The sequence below is a fragment of the Intrasporangium mesophilum genome (genome assembly GCF_054783095.1).
Map to the genome: position 1 here is coordinate 72,880 of NZ_BAAGRF010000019.1, position 15,640 is coordinate 88,519.

The 15,640-nt window shown below is 71.4% G+C and carries 9 protein-coding genes; 3 read left to right on the forward strand and 6 right to left on the reverse strand.

Translation table 11 applies throughout. The annotated features are described in order from the left end of the window. Positions 1-32: 32 nt before the first annotated feature. Positions 33-1,298 carry an NAD(P)/FAD-dependent oxidoreductase gene (locus ACYVLP_RS16725; RefSeq protein WP_460628473.1) on the reverse strand — a complete coding sequence of 422 codons (1,266 nt, stop codon included), beginning with the start codon at positions 1,296-1,298 and terminating at the stop codon, positions 33-35. Positions 1,299-1,399: 101 nt separating this feature from the next. Here ACYVLP_RS16725 and ACYVLP_RS16730 point away from each other — a divergent pair, with 101 nt between their 5' ends. Further along, positions 1,400-2,047, forward strand: coding sequence for a DNA-3-methyladenine glycosylase family protein (locus tag ACYVLP_RS16730; protein ID WP_460628474.1), 648 nt, complete (start codon positions 1,400-1,402; stop codon positions 2,045-2,047). 152 nt (positions 2,048-2,199) lie between these two features. On the opposite strand, the gene ACYVLP_RS16735 is transcribed toward ACYVLP_RS16730, so the two are convergent. The 5 genes from ACYVLP_RS16735 to ACYVLP_RS16755 all read right to left on the reverse strand — a co-directional run bounded on the left by ACYVLP_RS16735 (position 2,200) and on the right by ACYVLP_RS16755 (position 11,928). Continuing rightward, positions 2,200-4,170: an ABC transporter ATP-binding protein gene (locus tag ACYVLP_RS16735; protein ID WP_460628475.1), complete on the reverse strand. Its 1,971-nt coding sequence runs from the start codon at positions 4,168-4,170 to the stop codon at positions 2,200-2,202. Beyond that, entirely contained in the window at positions 4,167-6,065 is a 1,899-nt protein-coding gene (locus ACYVLP_RS16740; RefSeq protein WP_460628476.1) for an ABC transporter transmembrane domain-containing protein, read from the reverse strand. Before ACYVLP_RS16740 ends, ACYVLP_RS16735 begins: the two co-directional genes overlap by 4 nt. Positions 6,066-6,165: 100 nt before the next feature. Next, positions 6,166-7,767 (reverse strand): N,N-dimethylformamidase beta subunit family domain-containing protein, encoded by a 1,602-nt coding sequence (locus ACYVLP_RS16745; RefSeq protein WP_460628477.1) that lies wholly within the window; start codon positions 7,765-7,767, stop codon positions 6,166-6,168. 209 nt (positions 7,768-7,976) lie between these two features. Beyond that, positions 7,977-11,006 carry a bifunctional FdrA/YlbE family protein gene (locus ACYVLP_RS16750; RefSeq protein ID WP_460628478.1) on the reverse strand — a complete coding sequence of 1,010 codons (3,030 nt, stop codon included), beginning with the start codon at positions 11,004-11,006 and terminating at the stop codon, positions 7,977-7,979. After that, positions 10,999-11,928 (reverse strand): oxamate carbamoyltransferase subunit AllH family protein, encoded by a 930-nt coding sequence (locus ACYVLP_RS16755; RefSeq protein WP_460628479.1) that lies wholly within the window; start codon positions 11,926-11,928, stop codon positions 10,999-11,001. The genes ACYVLP_RS16750 and ACYVLP_RS16755 overlap by 8 nt, the downstream gene beginning before the upstream one ends. An 83-nt stretch (positions 11,929-12,011) precedes the next feature. Between ACYVLP_RS16755 and ACYVLP_RS16760 the strand changes: the two genes are divergently transcribed. Both ACYVLP_RS16760 and ACYVLP_RS16765 read left to right on the forward strand, forming a co-directional pair. Continuing rightward, a complete protein-coding gene (locus ACYVLP_RS16760; protein WP_460628480.1) occupies positions 12,012-13,766 on the forward strand; it encodes a helix-turn-helix domain-containing protein in 1,755 nt (584 codons plus the stop codon). A gap of 277 nt (positions 13,767-14,043) precedes the next feature. Then, positions 14,044-15,492 (forward strand): uracil-xanthine permease family protein, encoded by a 1,449-nt coding sequence (locus ACYVLP_RS16765; protein ID WP_460628481.1) that lies wholly within the window; start codon positions 14,044-14,046, stop codon positions 15,490-15,492. The last annotated feature ends 148 nt before the right edge of the window (positions 15,493-15,640 follow it).

The window sequence follows — 15,640 nt, forward strand, 5'->3', positions numbered from 1 at the left end:
ATACGGGCAGAAGGTTCTCCAACTCGGCGGGATCAGCCCCGCCCGAGGTCTTCCAGAGAAACGTTCGGGTCGGTGAGGCGGTCACGGTCGACGACGACCCGGTTGCGAACGAGTTCCTGGACAGCGTCGATCGTGTCCCAGATGTTGACGTGCATGCCCGCGAGCACCCGGACCCCGTCCCCATCCGGGACCACCCAGAAGGCCATGAACTCGTCGCTCGACGGGTCACCCCGCAGCACGACTTCCGCGCCTGCGTCCCGAGGGACGTGGCCGGCATACTCAAGTCCCGCGTCGTACTGGTCGGAGAAGAAGAACGGGATCGGGTCGTACGTCACGTCCTGCCCTGCCATCGACCGCCCGGCGGCCAGCCCGCCGTCGAGCGCGTTGGCCCAGTGCTCGACGCGGACGTTCGTGCCGAGCGTGGTGCTGCGCCAGTTCGCGACATCGCCTGCCGCCCAGACTCCGTCGGCCGACGTGCGCAGGGCGCTGTCGGTCAGGATCCCGTTGTCGACGGAGATGCCCGCGTCGGCTGCGAGCGACGTGTTGGGGGTGATGCCGACGCCGACGACGACCGCGTCCGCCGGGATCGTGTCGCCGGACTTCGTGACCACGCCGGTGACGGACCCGTCGCCCTCGATCCGCTCGACACCCTCACCGAACCGGAACTCGACACCGTGACGACGGTGGAAGTCCGCGAACCACCCGCCTATCTCCTGGCCCATCACTGCGAACAGCGGCGCCGGCTGCGGCTCGATGACGGTGACGTGCGCGCCGGCCTGGCTTGCGGCTGATGCCACCTCGAGGCCGATCCACCCGGCTCCGATGATGACGATCCGGGAGTCCTTGGTGAGCCGCTTCTGCAAGGTCTGCGACTCCTGCATCTCGCGGAGGTACAGGACGCCCTCGAGGTCCGCGCCCGGCACGTTCAGCCGTCGAGCCGTCGAACCCGGCGCCAGCAGCAGCTTGTCGTAGTTGAGGACCTGGCCGTCGGCGAGGGTGACCGCGTGGGCCTGCGTGTCGAGGCTGGTTGCCGGGTTGGCGAGCATCAGCTTCACGCCATTGTCGGCGTACCACTGAGCGTCATGCGTGAACGCGGAGTCGTACGGGTCGTCCCCCTTGAGCGCGCCCTTGCTCAACGGGGGAAGCTCGTAGGGCAGCTGATCCTCCTTGGTGACCAGCACGATCGAGCCGCTGGGGTCGCTCTCGCGGATCCCCTCCACTGCCTTGGCGGCCGTGAGCCCACCCCCGACGAGGACGTATGCCGCCCGCTCTCCTGTGCTGCTCGCCTCCGTAGTCATGGGCCCCACTCTCACACGGCAGGTGTTCCCCGTCGAGAGGTGCCCTCGGTGGGTTCGCTCCCGTTGTCGGCAGTGTCGCCCGGCGATGCCGGACTCGGGTCGTGCTGGACGAGCAGACGTTCGCGGAGGCGGTCGACGAGCTGACGTCGCGTGACGCGGACCTGGCCCGTCTCGTCGCCGACCACGGCCGGCCGGCCCTGTGGTCCCGGCCTGCCGGCTTCCCAAGCCTCGTCCTGCTCATCCTCGAACAGCAGGTCAGCCTCGCGTCAGCGGCTGCGGCTTACACCCGGGTCCTCGCGCGCATCGGCACGATGGAGCCCGACCAGCTGCTCGCCACCACCCCGGAGCAGCTGCGAATCGACGGCGTGTCGCGCCAGAAGGACCGATACCTGCGGGCGCTCGCGACCGCTGTGAGCAGCGGTGACCTCGCCCTCGACTCCCTCGAGCGGGTCAGCGACGACGAGGCTCGGCGTGACCTGCTTGCGCTACCTGGCATCGGACCGTGGACCGCCGACGTCTACCTACTGGCGTGCCTCGGACGGCCCGATCTGTGGCCGGTAGGTGACCGTGCGCTTCAGGTCGCGACCGCCGAGGCCCTGGGTCTTGGCACAGTCCCCGATCGCACGCAGCTGGAGATCCTCGGCGACCGGTGGCGGCCGCTGCGGTCCACCGCTGCCCGGTTGCTGTGGCACGGGTACCTGGCCCGCCGTGGTCGGGCCGAGACCCCGCCCGCGTTGCTCGGCTCCTGAGCCAGTCGCCGGCCCCTGCCCTGACCCACCCGTCGAGTGAGCTGGGGCGGGTGGGGCGGAGCGCTCACTCGACAGGGGGTCGGCGCGGGTGAGCTGGCCCTGGGCGGGTGGGACGGAAGGCTCAACTCGACCTGGGGGGTCGGCGCGGGCGGTCAGGAGGTCCAGGCACGCCAGAGGGCGGCATACTCCCCATCGCGCTCGACGAGCTCATGGTGACTGCCGAGCTCGGCCACACGACCGTCGATGACGACGGCGATGCGGTCGGCGTCGTGCGCCGTGTGCAGCCGGTGCGCGATCGCGACCACCGTGCGGCCCGCGAGCAGCGCGTTCATCGAACCCTCGAGGTGGCGGGCAGTGCGTGGGTCGATGAGCGAGGTCGCCTCGTCGAGGACGATCGTGTGTGGGTCGGCCAGGATGAGCCGCGCCAGAGCGACCTGCTGCGCGCGTCCCGGAGTCAGGGCCTGGTGGCCCGACCCGAGCTTCGTGTCGATGCCCTCCGGGAGGCGCTCGACCCAGTCGATGGCGTCGACAGCACGCAGGGCCTGCCGCACCTCGTCGTCCGTCGACCCCTCGCGCGCCAGCACGACGTTGTCACGCACCGAGCCGATGAACACGTGGTGCTCCTGCGTCACGAGGGCGACCTCGGTGCGCAGCACGTCGAGCGGCAGGCTCGTCAGCTCGACGCCGCCGACCTGGACCGTGCCGGTGCGGGGCCCGTGGATGCCAGCGAGGAGCCGGCCGAGCGTCGACTTGCCGGAGCCGCTCGGGCCCACGATCGCCAGCCGCTCGCCGGTGCGCAGGTCGAGGTCGATGCCGTGCAGAACGTCGTGGTCTGCGCGGTACGCGTAGCGCAGGTCCCGGCCGACGAGCTCGGCACCGGCGGGTCGTCCCGCGCCGGCCTCCCGATCGGCCGGCACTGTGGCGATGCCGAGCAGGCGGGTCGTCGACGCGATTCCGACCTGCACCCGGTCGACGGTGTGGACGAGCATGTCGAACGGGCCCCACAACGCCTCCGTGTAGAGGATGGCCGTCGTGATCTGCCCGAGCGTCGCCCAGCCCTGCGCGTAGCCGATGGCGCCGAGGAGCAGCACGAGCACGCGCGGCAGGCTGAAGGCGACGTCCATGACGGCGAACAGCAGGTTGCGCAGGGTCATGGTGTAGCGCTCGGCCTGGCCCGACACCTCGATGTCGTCGTCGCCGCGCTCGAGGCGGTGACCGGTGAGCCCGAGCGCCTCGACGGTCCGAGCGCCCTCGACCGTCTCGGTCAGCGTCGTGTTGATGCGGGAGTATGTGCCGCCCTCGGTGAGGTATCCCTTCGGCGCGCGCGTCAGGTAGCGACGGATCTGGATGAGCGACAGCGACATCAGCACGATCGAAGGGACCGAGAGCCAGAGCGAGTTGCTGACCATCGCCACGAGCGTCAGCACGACGGTGATGGCCGCGAAGATCGACTCCGGCAGCGCCCAGCGGACCGACTCGCTCATCGTCCCGACGTCACGGGTCACGCGGGTGACGAGGTCGCCTGAGCTCGCACTCTCGACGCGGGACAGCGGCAGGCGCAGGATCGCCCGCACGACATACTCGCGTGCCTCGGCGAGAACGCCCTGCCCCAGCACGGTCGAGCACAGCTTGGCCACGAACACGACGAGTGACTGGATCAGGACGAGTCCGGCAACGACGATCGCCGCGGCGTTGGCCCCGGCGAGGGCAGCGTCGACCTTGCCCGCCTGCACGTCGTTGACCGTGCTGTCCACGAGGTTGCCGAGCAGCCGCGGGACGAGGAGGCCGGCGGTCGCCGCAAGCGCGTTGGCGAGGACGACTGCGGCCACCAGGCCCTTGCGGCCGGCGAGCATGCCGCCGACGAAGCGCACGACGAGCCGGCTGTTGGCGATGGGCAGGCCCTTGCGGGCGTTCATCGTGTCCGCGACGAACTCCTGCGCGCGCCGCTCGCGAAGCAGGTGGCGACGGTGCAGCGCGGTGACCCGCTCCCCGACGGAGGCAGACCGAGGCGGCCTGAGCTCGTCGGGGACGGCCGGCGCGTGCGCGCCTGCCTGCCAGCTGCGCTCGGACTCGACCGCGAGATCGGGTGGCAGCGGTGACAGCGTGCTGTCGACCTGGGTCATCGCACCTCCTCCGTCTCGCGACGCGCGAGGACTGACGCGTCGTCGTCGCCGCGCACGACGACCGAGCGGTATGCCGCTGACCCGGCGAGCAGGTCGGCGTGACGTCCGACTGCGGTGGCCTTGCCGGCCTCGAGCAGGATCACCTCGTCGGCGTGGTGGAGCAGCAGCGGCGAGGCGGTCATGACCACCGTGGTGCGCCCGGACCGGTGGTCGCCGATCCGTTCGGCGATGCGCGCCTCCGTGTGCGCGTCGACGGCCGAGGTGGGCTCGACCAGGACGAGCACCTCGGGGTCCGCAGCGAGGGCGCGGGTCAGGACGAGCCGCTGCCGCTGGCCACCCGAGAGACCACGGCCACGCTCCTCGAGCTCGCCCTGCCAGCCACCGGGCAGAGCGTCGAAGACATCTTCGGCGGCGGCAGTGTGCAGAGCCTGCTCGGCCTGCTCGCGGGTGAGCCGTCCGAGGGGGTCGACATTGTCACGCAGGGTGCCAGCGAAGACCTGGGGCGCGGTGTCGCTCACGAGGACCCGCATGCGGACCTCGTCGAGCTCGAACCGCTGCAGGTCGATGCCGCCGACGGTGACGCCCCAGGGCTCCCGGGCGCGCGCCTCGTCACGCCTGGCCTGGACCTCCCGGGCCCGGGCCCGGGCGGACCGCTCGCGACGGGCGGCCCGGCCCTTGAGCTCCTCAGGGATCTCGTCGCTGACGAGCGCCCCTTCCTCGCTCGGCAGGTAACGACCGAGCCGGTCCGCGAGCGCCGCCGAGTCGTCCGGCACAGCGGACACGATCATCGTCAGGCGGCCAGGACGGATCGTCACGCCCGAGGCGTCGTCGACCATGGCGGTGTCGCTGGGCCACGACGCGGCATCGTCCGGGTGGACCCACGGGGGCCGCTGTCCGAGGACGGCGATCGCCTTGCGCGCGGACACGACGGATCGGGTCCACTTCTGCGCGAACTCGACGAAGGTCCTCATCGGCTGGATGAGGAACAGGCCGTAGCCAAGGAAGCTGACGAGCTGTCCGACGGTGAGGCGGTCCAGGGCGACCTCACGCGTGCCGACCCACATGAGCGCCACGACGAATCCGCCCGACAGCAGGACGCCGACCGACTCGACCGCCGCGAGCCAGCGCCCGGCCGCGACGCCGGACTGGCGAACCCGCTGGGACTGGTTGGCGTAGTTGCCGCCGAAAGTCTCCTCACCGCCGATGCCGCGCAGGATGCGCAGGCCGGCGACGATGTCGGTCGCCATCGACGTGAGCTCGGAGTTGCGGGAGCGCTCGACGCCCTGCCAGCGCTGCATCGGACGCAGCAGCGGCATACCGAGCACGACGAGCAGCGGCGCGGACAGGAGGACCAGCAGCCCCATCCGCACGGAGGTCGTCAGCACGATGCCCGCAACGACGAGGTAGGCGACCAGCTGCGAGAACGCGCGCGTGCTGACCTCCATGAGCGCACCGAACTGGTCGCCGTCGCTCCCGGAGACCGAGAGCACCTCGCCGGTCGGTGTCCGCCGCGTCAGCACGTGGCCCAGCTGGAGGGCCTTGCGGGTGACGAGCTTCGTCGTGCCGTAGAGGGCGATGAGCCACTCGCGGACGATGATCGTGTGGTAGACGATGCCGCTGAAGGCTCCGACGACCGTGATGGCGGCCAGGGCGAGGATCCACCGCATCGTGGCTGCGCCGTCGCCGGCGACGATGCCGGTGTCGATGGCGCGGCCGACCATCCACGGCCCGAGCGTCTGCGGGACCATCCAGATCAAGGCGACGACGAGCCCGGCGACGAAGAGCGTGCCGTTCTGGCGGACCATCCAGATCAGGAAGGTCCGCGGGCTCCTCGTGTCGGGCGCGTCGGCGTCGCGTCGGAGGTAGGCGTCAGTGGGTGGCGGGAAGTCTCGCATGGCCCATCCACCCTAAGGTGCGGCACCGACAGCGCCCCAACGATTTTCGGCGAGCACGGGCCCGACGGAGGGCCGCCACGGCGAGCGCGACCGCACCGCTTCAGGCGAGCGCGACCGGTCCCCCGGTGCCGGTGCTGGTGTGCGCCGAAGCGCCGATCGTGGCGAGATTGGGACGAGCCGGGTGGCTCCTGCCCATCGGCCCGGCGGCCATCTCGCGGAACAGGTTCTCGGTCACCGTGCGCGCGAACGTGCTGGCGCGCTCGTCGATCCGCTTGCGGGAGTGTGGGCCTCGCAAGCCCGCGCACCACGCCATCGTGCCGACGGCGAACACGCCAGCGCCGCTCGGCGCGGTGTAGTAGGTCATGTCCGAGTGCGTGTCGGCCTTCTGGAACTGCGGAACTGGTGTGTGCGCAACGACCTGGAGGTTGTGGGGTGTGCCGGCAACCGGGTAGGCGCGGTCGATCTCGGTGGCGACCAGGCCTGGGTAGGCGTCTCCGGCCCGCGCCCCGGTGCCGGAGAAGAGGAAGAACGACGGGTCATGCACGACGAGGTCTGCCTGGGCCGGGAACGCCTCGTAGAGCATGCCGGTCAGCGAGTTCTCCGGATCGGGGTGTGGCCGCTGTCGCCACTGCGCGGTCGTGTCAGGTTGGCCTCTATGAGGGTCCAGCGTGCTCGACTTGTAGCAGGTGACCAGGCGCGCCGACTCGTCGAGGCGCACGCGCCAGTAGAGCGCGTTGGCTCCGAGGAACGCCACGTTCGTGCCGGCGTCGCGCGCCGCCTCGACGTGACGTCGCATGGGGACCGTCCAGTACTCGTCATGACCCAGCGACACGACCCCGCGTGCGCCGGCGAGCAGGCCGGGGTCATGGTGCAGGTCCCAGGAGGTGACATACGCGAGATCGACATCGAGGCCCTCCGCGACGAGGATCGGCCCCTGCTCGAAGGAGAGCACCTTCGGTGCGCCACTGGTGTCGTAGGGACGGTCGAAGCTCACCGCGTAGGAGCGCGACGCGAGACTCCGGTCAGGCCCCTGGTAGAGGGAGTACCCGCCCCACGTGTTGTACGCCTGCTGGGTCAGTACCGACGACACGAGGACCAACCGGCCCGCCGTCGTGCGCGACCGCACCGTGAACGGCATGTAGCGGGCCCGGCCTCCAGCCTCCAGCCGGAACAGGTAGCACCCTTCCGGCCACCCCGTCGTCGAGACGCGCAGTGACTCGGACCACCGGCACCGGACGGTCCGGTGGCTGTCGACCACCGGCGCCGCCTGACGCGTTACCGGGAGCGGTGCCGACACCCAGACCTGCCTGGCGCCGACCCCGTCGTAGCTGCCCAGCCGGAAGGCTCGCACCGTGACGGGCCCGAGCGTCGAGCTGAGGCGCAGGGCGACGTCCTCGCCGGGAAGCACGGAGACCCGGTCGGTGTATCCGGCCAGGTCCATCTCGCCCGCCTGCTCCGCCTTGCCGATCCTCCAGCCGTGGGTTCCCGCTCGCGCGTTCTCGGCACGCACCCATCCCGGGCCTCCCGAGGCGGGCACGGGTCCAGTCGTCCTTGCGATGCCGGATGCAGCCGACCCGGTCGGCGGCGCCGTGTCCTGCCCGGTGCCGGAGCCGGGCGTGCAGGCGCCGAGGAACAGCCCGGTTCCGACGGCGAGCACCGCACGTCGCGACGGTTGTTGGCCGGTCTCTTCCTCCTGGGTCACGAGGCCAAGCTAGGCGGGCCGACAGGACGCCGGCTCGGCGCAGACTGGGAGCCCGCTGGACCGCCCGGCTGGCGACTGCCGTAACGGGTGGGACCGGGCGCTCACTCGACTGAGACGTCACGACCCGGCCCCGGGTCATCACGGTTCCGTGAGGGGTGGGACCGGGCGCTCACTCGACTGGGGACCCCGCTTCCGGGGTCGAGCGAGCATCAGTCGGTCCGGCCGGGCACCAGACCCGCCAAGGCGGCCAGGGCCTGGGTGAAGCACTCCTGCGGGGGCGTGACGAGCCCGGCCCCGACCTGACCGGTGCCGGCCACCTTTCCGGCCATACCGGTGTTGATCTGAGGCAGGATGCCGGTGCGCGCCACCGCGGCGACGTCGATCCCGGTCGGGGTGCCGCGGAACTCGAGGATCGGCACCTGGTAGGCCGTGTGCTCGCCGACCGTGATCTCGTACATCGTCTGGGTCGCCCGGAGCGCGAACGGCACATCCCCGCCGACGAACCGCACGATCGCCGGCGCAGCCGCCATCGCGAACCCGCCGATGCCGCCCGTCTCGGTGATGGCCGAGTCGCCGATGTCGGGGTTGGCGTCCTCGGGACCGTACGAGCCGAGGAAGAGCCCCTCGGGTGTGTTCGCCGGCCCGGTGAACCACGCGTCGCCCGTGCCTGACACGCGGATGCCGAAGTCGGTGCCGTTGCGAGCCATGGTCGTGACGACGCTCGACCCCGGGATCCCATGTGCCGCAAGAGTGCTCAGCTTGCAGGCCGGCATACCGAGGTTGAGGAAGAAGTGCTCGTTCGCACCCGAGAACCGCACGGCCTCGGCGATATCGGTGGACGAGGCGTCCGCGGTGATCATCGTCGGGAGGAGCTCACGCAGGAGCATGAGCGAGCCGGCGCGGTTGCGGTTGTGGCCCTCGTCGCCCATCTGGAGCATCTGGGCGATGATCGCCTTGATGTCGATGGCCCCCGAGCGGTCGACACGGGCCCGAACCGCCTGCTGGAGGATGGGGCCGAGGACGCTGTTCATCCATCGGAGCCGGTCGATGACCTCTGGCCCGTAGGCGCCGTAGCGCAGCACCTTCCCGAGGCCCTCGTTGAGCGAGCACCACGAGGCGTTGCCGTGCACCTCGTCCCGCAGCTCGTAGACCCACATCGACGGGCTGATGACACCCGCCATCGGCCCGACGGCGTCGCGATGGTGGCACGGCTCGAGGGTGATCCCGTCCCCACGCTCGAGGCGCGCCTCCGCCTCCTCCGGGGTGTCGGCGAGGCCTTCGAACAGCATCGCCCCGATTAGTGCCCCACGCAGCGGCCCGGAAGCCCGGTCGAACGTGATCGGCGGCCCAGCATGGAGGAAGGTGCCTCTCTCGAGCCCGAGGGCGGCAGCGGCGGGCCGGACATCGACCAGGTCGGCCCCCGCCGCCAGCATCCGCCGAAGCGCCTCCGCGTTCGCCGCGTCGCGGCGGTCGTCTCCGAGCACCCACGAAAGAGCCCCGGACGTGCGGGGCATAGGCGGCTGCCAGGCGGCCTCCGTGACCGGGACCGCCTGCGCGCGAAGGGAGTCCGCGAAAAGCGACACCCCGGCGCTCGCCACGGTCGGCTCCGTGTCGAGAAGGTCATGAAGGGAGCCACCTGCCGGCGACGCCGTTTCGTATGCCGTTTCGTATGCCGTTCCGTATGCCGTTCCGTATGCCGTTCCGTATGCCGTCCCGTCGGCGACTGCAGCGGGTTGCGCGTCGTATGCCGCAGGTGGGGTGTGACCGAGGAGCTCCAGGGCATGACGGGTCGCCTCGGCGTTCGACAGCATGACGGTCGCACCGGCCCCCATGAGCAGACCCGCCGACCGCTCCAGTCCCTGCGGGTCGGCCGTCGTCCCGGTGACCGACACGACGACCGGCAGGTTGCGCCCGGCACTCAGGGCGGTCTCGCGCGCGGCCCGGATCGCGTCAGCCAGCTCCGGAGCGGGGTCCGGGTGGGCACCGTGTCCGAGGACGAGGTCCAGAAGCAGCACGCCGCACGTCGGGTCCGCAGCCTCGCGGGCGATCCGCTCGATACGCAGCGTCGGGTCGATCATCGGATGAGCCCGTCCCCGGGTCATGGAGTCGTCTCCGAAGTCGATGACCACATGGCCCTGGTCGAGCAGGTCGTGACCGAGCGCGAGATCGGGCCGCAGCGGGATGTTGGACCTGATGTCGCCGAGCACGCCTGCCGCGATGAGCATCGCCTCGTCGGCGAGGGTGCCCCCGCAGAAGAGCCCTCGCAACGCCCGCCCCGGGCCCGCCAGGGCCTCGTCGGACGAGGCGCCCCGCCACTGCGGCCAGTCCTGGGCACCACCGACGACGCCCTCGACCGCAGCCGTCAGGTCCGCACGACCCGGCCCGAGCGTCGCCCAGCTGACCGGCTTGCCGAGCGCGGCGGCATACGACTCGATGTCTGAAAGCACTTCCGCCGCAGGGGGTTTCGAGACAACAACGATGCGCTCGGTAGCGGGATCCGCAGCAAGCGCGGCGAGCGCCTGCCTGGTCGACCTGCCTCCGACCGCGGAGGACAGGTCCCGGCCGCCGACGCCGAGGCAGTGGCTGATGCCCACGCCTGCGGCGTCGAGCAGGCACATCACCTGCTGGGCACCCGTGCCGGACGCGGCCACCAGGCCGACCGGTCCAGGGCGCACGACGTTCGCGAAGCCCAAGGCGGCACCACCGACGACAGCCGTGCCGCAGTCGGGACCCATGACGAGGACCCCAGCCCGACCCGCGGCGTCCTTGAGCCGGACCTCGTCCGCGGTGGGCACGCTGTCGGAGAAGACCATGACCGACACGCCCGCGCGGACAGCATCGAACGCCTCGGTCACCGCGAACTCCCCCGGCACCGACACGAGCGCGACGCTGGCGCCGGACGCCCTGAGTGCGCCCCCGAGCGTGTGGGCCGGCGGCGCCTCCCCCAAACCACCGGTCTGCGCGGCCGCGGTGCGGATCGCGGCCAGCGCCTCGTCGAGGGCGGCCCGGCCGTTGGCCACCCCGACATCAGTCCCCCGGATCGCGATGAGCAGGTCGTTGGGTCCGGCGTCAGCCGGCACGGCGAAGCCCATCGCGGCGATCAGCTCGAGATTGAGCTCGGTCGCCATCGCGACCTGCGCCGCCTCGACGCCCGCGGCCATGGCGACCGCGCGGGACACCTGCATCAGGCTGACGGAGTCGAAGTACGCGCCGGTCCTGCGCTCGAGGTGGTCAGCCACGTCGGGCTCCTTTGTGGGTCGGGTCGAGGGACTCGTCGAGCGCACGGAGGGCCCCCGCGACACCGGACACGAGGTCGCGGCCCGACGAGTGGCCGATCGCCTGCACCCGGTCGAGCACCGCGGCCGGGTCGGGTGACAGCGCCTGCGCCGGGTGTGCGGGCTCTGAAGCAGGTTCGTGCGCGTCAGGCCGGTCAGATGACCCGCCGGCGACGGCGAGGGTGACCAGGCGCACGACGTCCGGGACGGCATACCCGGTGGCGGCCGCGACGAGAAGGGCAGCGGAGAGGCTGGTCGTCGACCGCACGCATGCACCCACCGAGGTGCGGAGTGCGGCAAGCGCGCGACTCGCCCGCTCGTCGTCCACCGCGGCGAGAGTCAGCAGGACACCGCACAGGACGTCGTCCCCGCTGGGCGTCAGCCCGCGACCGGCGCCTACCAGGCCCCGCACCCCCTCGTCGACCGGACGCCCGGCAAGCGCATTCGAGGCCAGCTCGTGGGCGAGCTCGGCGAGCATCGCGTGGCCGGTGAGCTCGGGGTCGTGACGTGCGGTGAGCAGCGTGCCGAGTCCGCTCCGGGATGCCGCCCACGGAGCGGGCCGGACGCGCTCAGGCCGCCTGATCCGCGCGGCGACGATGTCGAGACCAGGCAGGTGCACGCGACCCGCGCCGACCACCACCTCGTGGCCCGGCTCGACTCCCCAGGAGACCTGCTCGGACCTGGCGGTCAGGTGCAGCCCGATGGGGAGCGCCACTGCGTCGGCCGCGAGCACCGCGAGGACACGGTCGTGGGCACCGAGGTCGAGGTAGACACACGTCGGGAAGGCGGCCAGCACCCGGCACGGGCGCGCCCGGCCCGAGACCGCAGCGGCGACGAGCGGCGACACCGAGGCCGGCAGCAGCGTGACGTCGAGCCCGTCACCCATGCCGCACCTCCTCGCCCCGCGGACGGCGCCGCGGTCTGGACGGCCCGTGTCGCGACGCTACCGAGGCTGGGTAGGGTGCGCTCATGGTGAGAGTTGCCAACGATCCGGCCCTGACGGACCGTGAGTTGCCAACCGATCGGGCGGGAGCCTCCGAGCCGGCGTATGCCGTGGGCTCCCCCGAGCGCGACGCCTCGGGGATCTCGCTGCGCCTCATCGCGGGGCTCGCGGCCACGGCCCACGGGTCCGTCCAGGCCTCCTCGCCGCGGCTCGACGTCAGCGTCGACGGGACGCTGCCTCTTCATGTCGCACTGCGGGACGCCGAAGCCGGCGCCAGCCTGCGCCACCGGCTCGTCCTCGCCGACGCGGCCGCCCTCGCGGACCACGCCGGCGACCCCGGCACCGCCGTCGATGCGCTGGAGAAGGCGGGTGCCGCAGGCATCGTCGTGTCGGGAGTCGAGCCCGCTGTCGGCACCGGGCGCGCCGGTCGGCTGCGCCAGGCGGCCCTGGACTCCGGCCTCCCAATCATCGACATCGCCCTGGACCGAATCGGCACCTTCACGACCGAGGTCCTCAGCGCCATCCTCGACCACCAGACGGCCACGCTGCGGCGCCTCGAGGACGCGGACCGGGCGCTCGTGCAGATCGTGCTGGCGGGCGGGTCGCTCGACGACCTGTGCGAGCAGGTCGTCGGCTTCCTCGACGGTGCCGCGATGGTGACCACGACGGACGGCAGGGTCATCGCCCGCGCCGGGTCCGCCACCGAGCTGGCCCACGCCGAGTCGCTCGACTGTTTCGACCGGACCGGGAGGCTGCTCACGGAGGCCGAGCCGATCGGGCCTCGCCCGGACGGGCCCGGCGCGCACCGCGCGGCGGTCCGCATCGTCGCAGGCCACCTCGACCACGGCGTGCTGATGGCGTTCTGCAGCCACCGCCGCCTGACCGTCGACGACGTGCGCCTGCTGGAGCGGGCCGCAACGGTGGCCGCCCTGGCGATCACCAAGGACCAGGCCGTGTCTGCGGTCGAGAGCAAGTACCGCGCCGAGTTCCTGCGCGACGCGCTCGCCGGACGCGCCGGCACGCCCGCCGACGCCGTCGCCCACGCCGCCTCCCTCGGGTGGGACATCGACCGCACGATGGTCGTGGTGGTCGCCGAGACCGACGAGGACGACGACCGGTCGACGCGAGATGCCGAGGAGGTCCGCTTCCTCCAGCAGCGGTTCGCGCGGGCCTGGACCCATGCGGTGGCCGTGCGCGACCCGCGCACCCCGGTGGTGGGCTTCAGCCGTGAGGTCGTCGCCCTGGTGGGGGTCCCGCGCGACGCGGACACCGACCGGGTCATGCGCACCGTCGGCGAGCTGGTCCGTGTCGTGCGTGGCGACGGGGGCGGTGGCCGGCGCAGCTTCTCCGCGGGGGTCTCGCGGCCGATCACCTCCGTCGACCACCTCCCACAGGCCTACGAGGAGGCGCTCTCGGCCGTGTCCGTCGGCCGCCAGATGCACGGTGACGGCGCCCTGACGCACGTCGACGGCTTGGGGATCTACCGGCTGCTCGCCCTCGTGCCCGACAGCGCCGACCTGCGCCGGTTCGTGCACGAGTCCCTCGGCGAGCTGGCCACCGACGACTCACCCGAGAACGCCGGGCTCCGGCAGACCTTGTCGATCCTGCTCGACACGAACCTCAATGTCGCCGAGACGGCCCGGCTCCTCTTCTTCCACTACAACACGCTGCGGTACCGGATCGGCAAGCTCGAGAAGATGCTCGGCCCGTTCACGACCGACCCCGACCTGCGCCTGACGCTCGCGCTCGCGCTCAAGGTCCACCAGATGCGCGGCATCTGACCGGCTCCCCAGCCCGTGGGGGCTCGTCGGGGTGACCACACGACATGGGGTGGCTGCCAGCGGGACCGGGGTGGCCGGCATACGTCATGAACTGCCAGCCGGAGACCCTCGGCGTGTATCAACGTTTGACGAACGCTGTCCCCGGCCGCGGGAGTAGTTTTCGCCCATCCCGGAGTGGGATGTGATCCACGTCATGCCGCACCCGAGGGGTGTGGCAAGCATAGGAGTCGGAATGGCTTTGGGCTTGGGCTGGAAACTTCACGGGGACGGCAGGACCATGGGCCCCGACGACGTCGTCGCACCCGACGAACGACTGTCGTGGGGCAAGACCGTCGGGCTCGGTGCTCAGCATGTCGTGGCGATGTTCGGGGCGACCTTCGTCTTCCCGCTCGTCATGGGCCTCAACCCGCAGCTCGCGATCCTGATGAGCGGTGTCGCGACGATCTGCTTCCTGCTCATCGTCAACGGCAAGGTGCCGAGCTACCTCGGCACGTCGGCGAGCTTCGTCGGCGGCGTTGCGGCAATCCGGGCCCAAGGCGGGGACTCGGCCGAGGTCACCGGCGCGATCCTGGTCGCCGGTCTCGTCCTGCTGCTCGTCGGCGTCCTGATCCACTTCCTCGGGTCGGCAGTGCTGCACAAGGTGCTCCCGCCGGTGGTCACCGGTGCCGTCGTCATGCTGATCGGCTTCAACCTCGCACCGGTCGTCGCCAGCATCTACTTCCCGCAGGACCAGTGGGTGGCGCTGCTCGTCATGGTCTTCACGATCGTGTGCGCGGTCGCCTTCAAGGGCTTCGCCTCGCGCATCGCGGTCTTCCTGGCCCTGATCTTCGGGTTCGTCATCTCGTGGCTGTTCGACAAGATCTTCGGCCAGATCACGTCGTTCGACGCAGGCGCCGGCAAGGTCACGACGCACTTCCGCGTCAACTTCGACCAGCTCTCGTCGGCATCGTGGTTCGGGTTCCCGCCGTCGACGGGGACGCTCGGCGCCGACGGCAAGCCGCTGGTCGGCATCCATGCGCCGTCCTTCTCGGTCGCGGCGATCCTGCTCGTCCTGCCGGCGGTCATCGCCCTCGTCGCCGAGAACACCGGCCACGTCAAGGCCGTCGCCGAGATGACCGGCAAGGACCTCGACCCGTACATGGGCCGCGCAATCGCCGCCGACGGCTTCGGCACCGCCCTCGCCTCCTCGGTCGGCGGCTCCCCGACGACGACGTACGCCGAGAACATCGGGGTCATGGCGGCCACCAGGGTCTACTCGACCGCCGCGTACTACGTGGCGGCGATCGTGGCGATCCTTTTCGGCCTCTCGCCGAAGTTCGGCGCGCTCGTCTCGTCGGTCCCGGGCGGCGTGCTCGGCGGCATCACCGTCGTCCTCTACGGCATGATCGGCCTGCTCGGCGCCAAGATCTGGAAGGAGAACGGCGTCGACTTCGGCAACCCGATCAACCTCGTGCCCATCGCAGCCGGCATCATCATGGGCATCGGCAACGTCAGCCTCCAGATCACCGACAACTTCACCCTCGGTGGCATCGCGCTCGGCACGATCGTGGCCATCGCCGGGTGGCACCTGGCCAGGGTGATCGCGCCGGCGGAGCTCCGGGAGAAAGCCGAGGCCGCAGGCGGCACGATGATCTCGCTCGGCGAACGTGAGGGCGACTACGGCGACGCCGACGGGGTAGACGACCTCTACCAGGGCGGTGACCAGCGGTCCGGGTCGCCCCGCTGACCCGCTTCGGTCTCGCGTGGTGGGCCCCCGATGTCGCATCGGGGGCCCACCGGCGTGCTCGGCCGTGCTCGGGCGTGCTCGGGCGTGCTCGGATGTGCTGGACCCATCGCGCCGCGCCGGCAGGCACATGGCCGAGCACGGCAGGGTT

Coding starts and splice junctions, on each gene's coding strand:
- ACYVLP_RS16725 (WP_460628473.1), bottom strand. CDS start 1,298: ATGACTACGGAGGCGAGCAGCACAGGAGAGCGGGCGGCATACGTCCTC.
- ACYVLP_RS16735 (WP_460628475.1), bottom strand. CDS start 4,170: ATGACCCAGGTCGACAGCACGCTGTCACCGCTGCCACCCGATCTCGCG.
- ACYVLP_RS16740 (WP_460628476.1), bottom strand. CDS start 6,065: ATGCGAGACTTCCCGCCACCCACTGACGCCTACCTCCGACGCGACGCC.
- ACYVLP_RS16755 (WP_460628479.1), bottom strand. CDS start 11,928: ATGGGTGACGGGCTCGACGTCACGCTGCTGCCGGCCTCGGTGTCGCCG.
- ACYVLP_RS16760 (WP_460628480.1), top strand. CDS start 12,012: ATGGTGAGAGTTGCCAACGATCCGGCCCTGACGGACCGTGAGTTGCCA.
- ACYVLP_RS16765 (WP_460628481.1), top strand. CDS start 14,044: ATGGGCCCCGACGACGTCGTCGCACCCGACGAACGACTGTCGTGGGGC.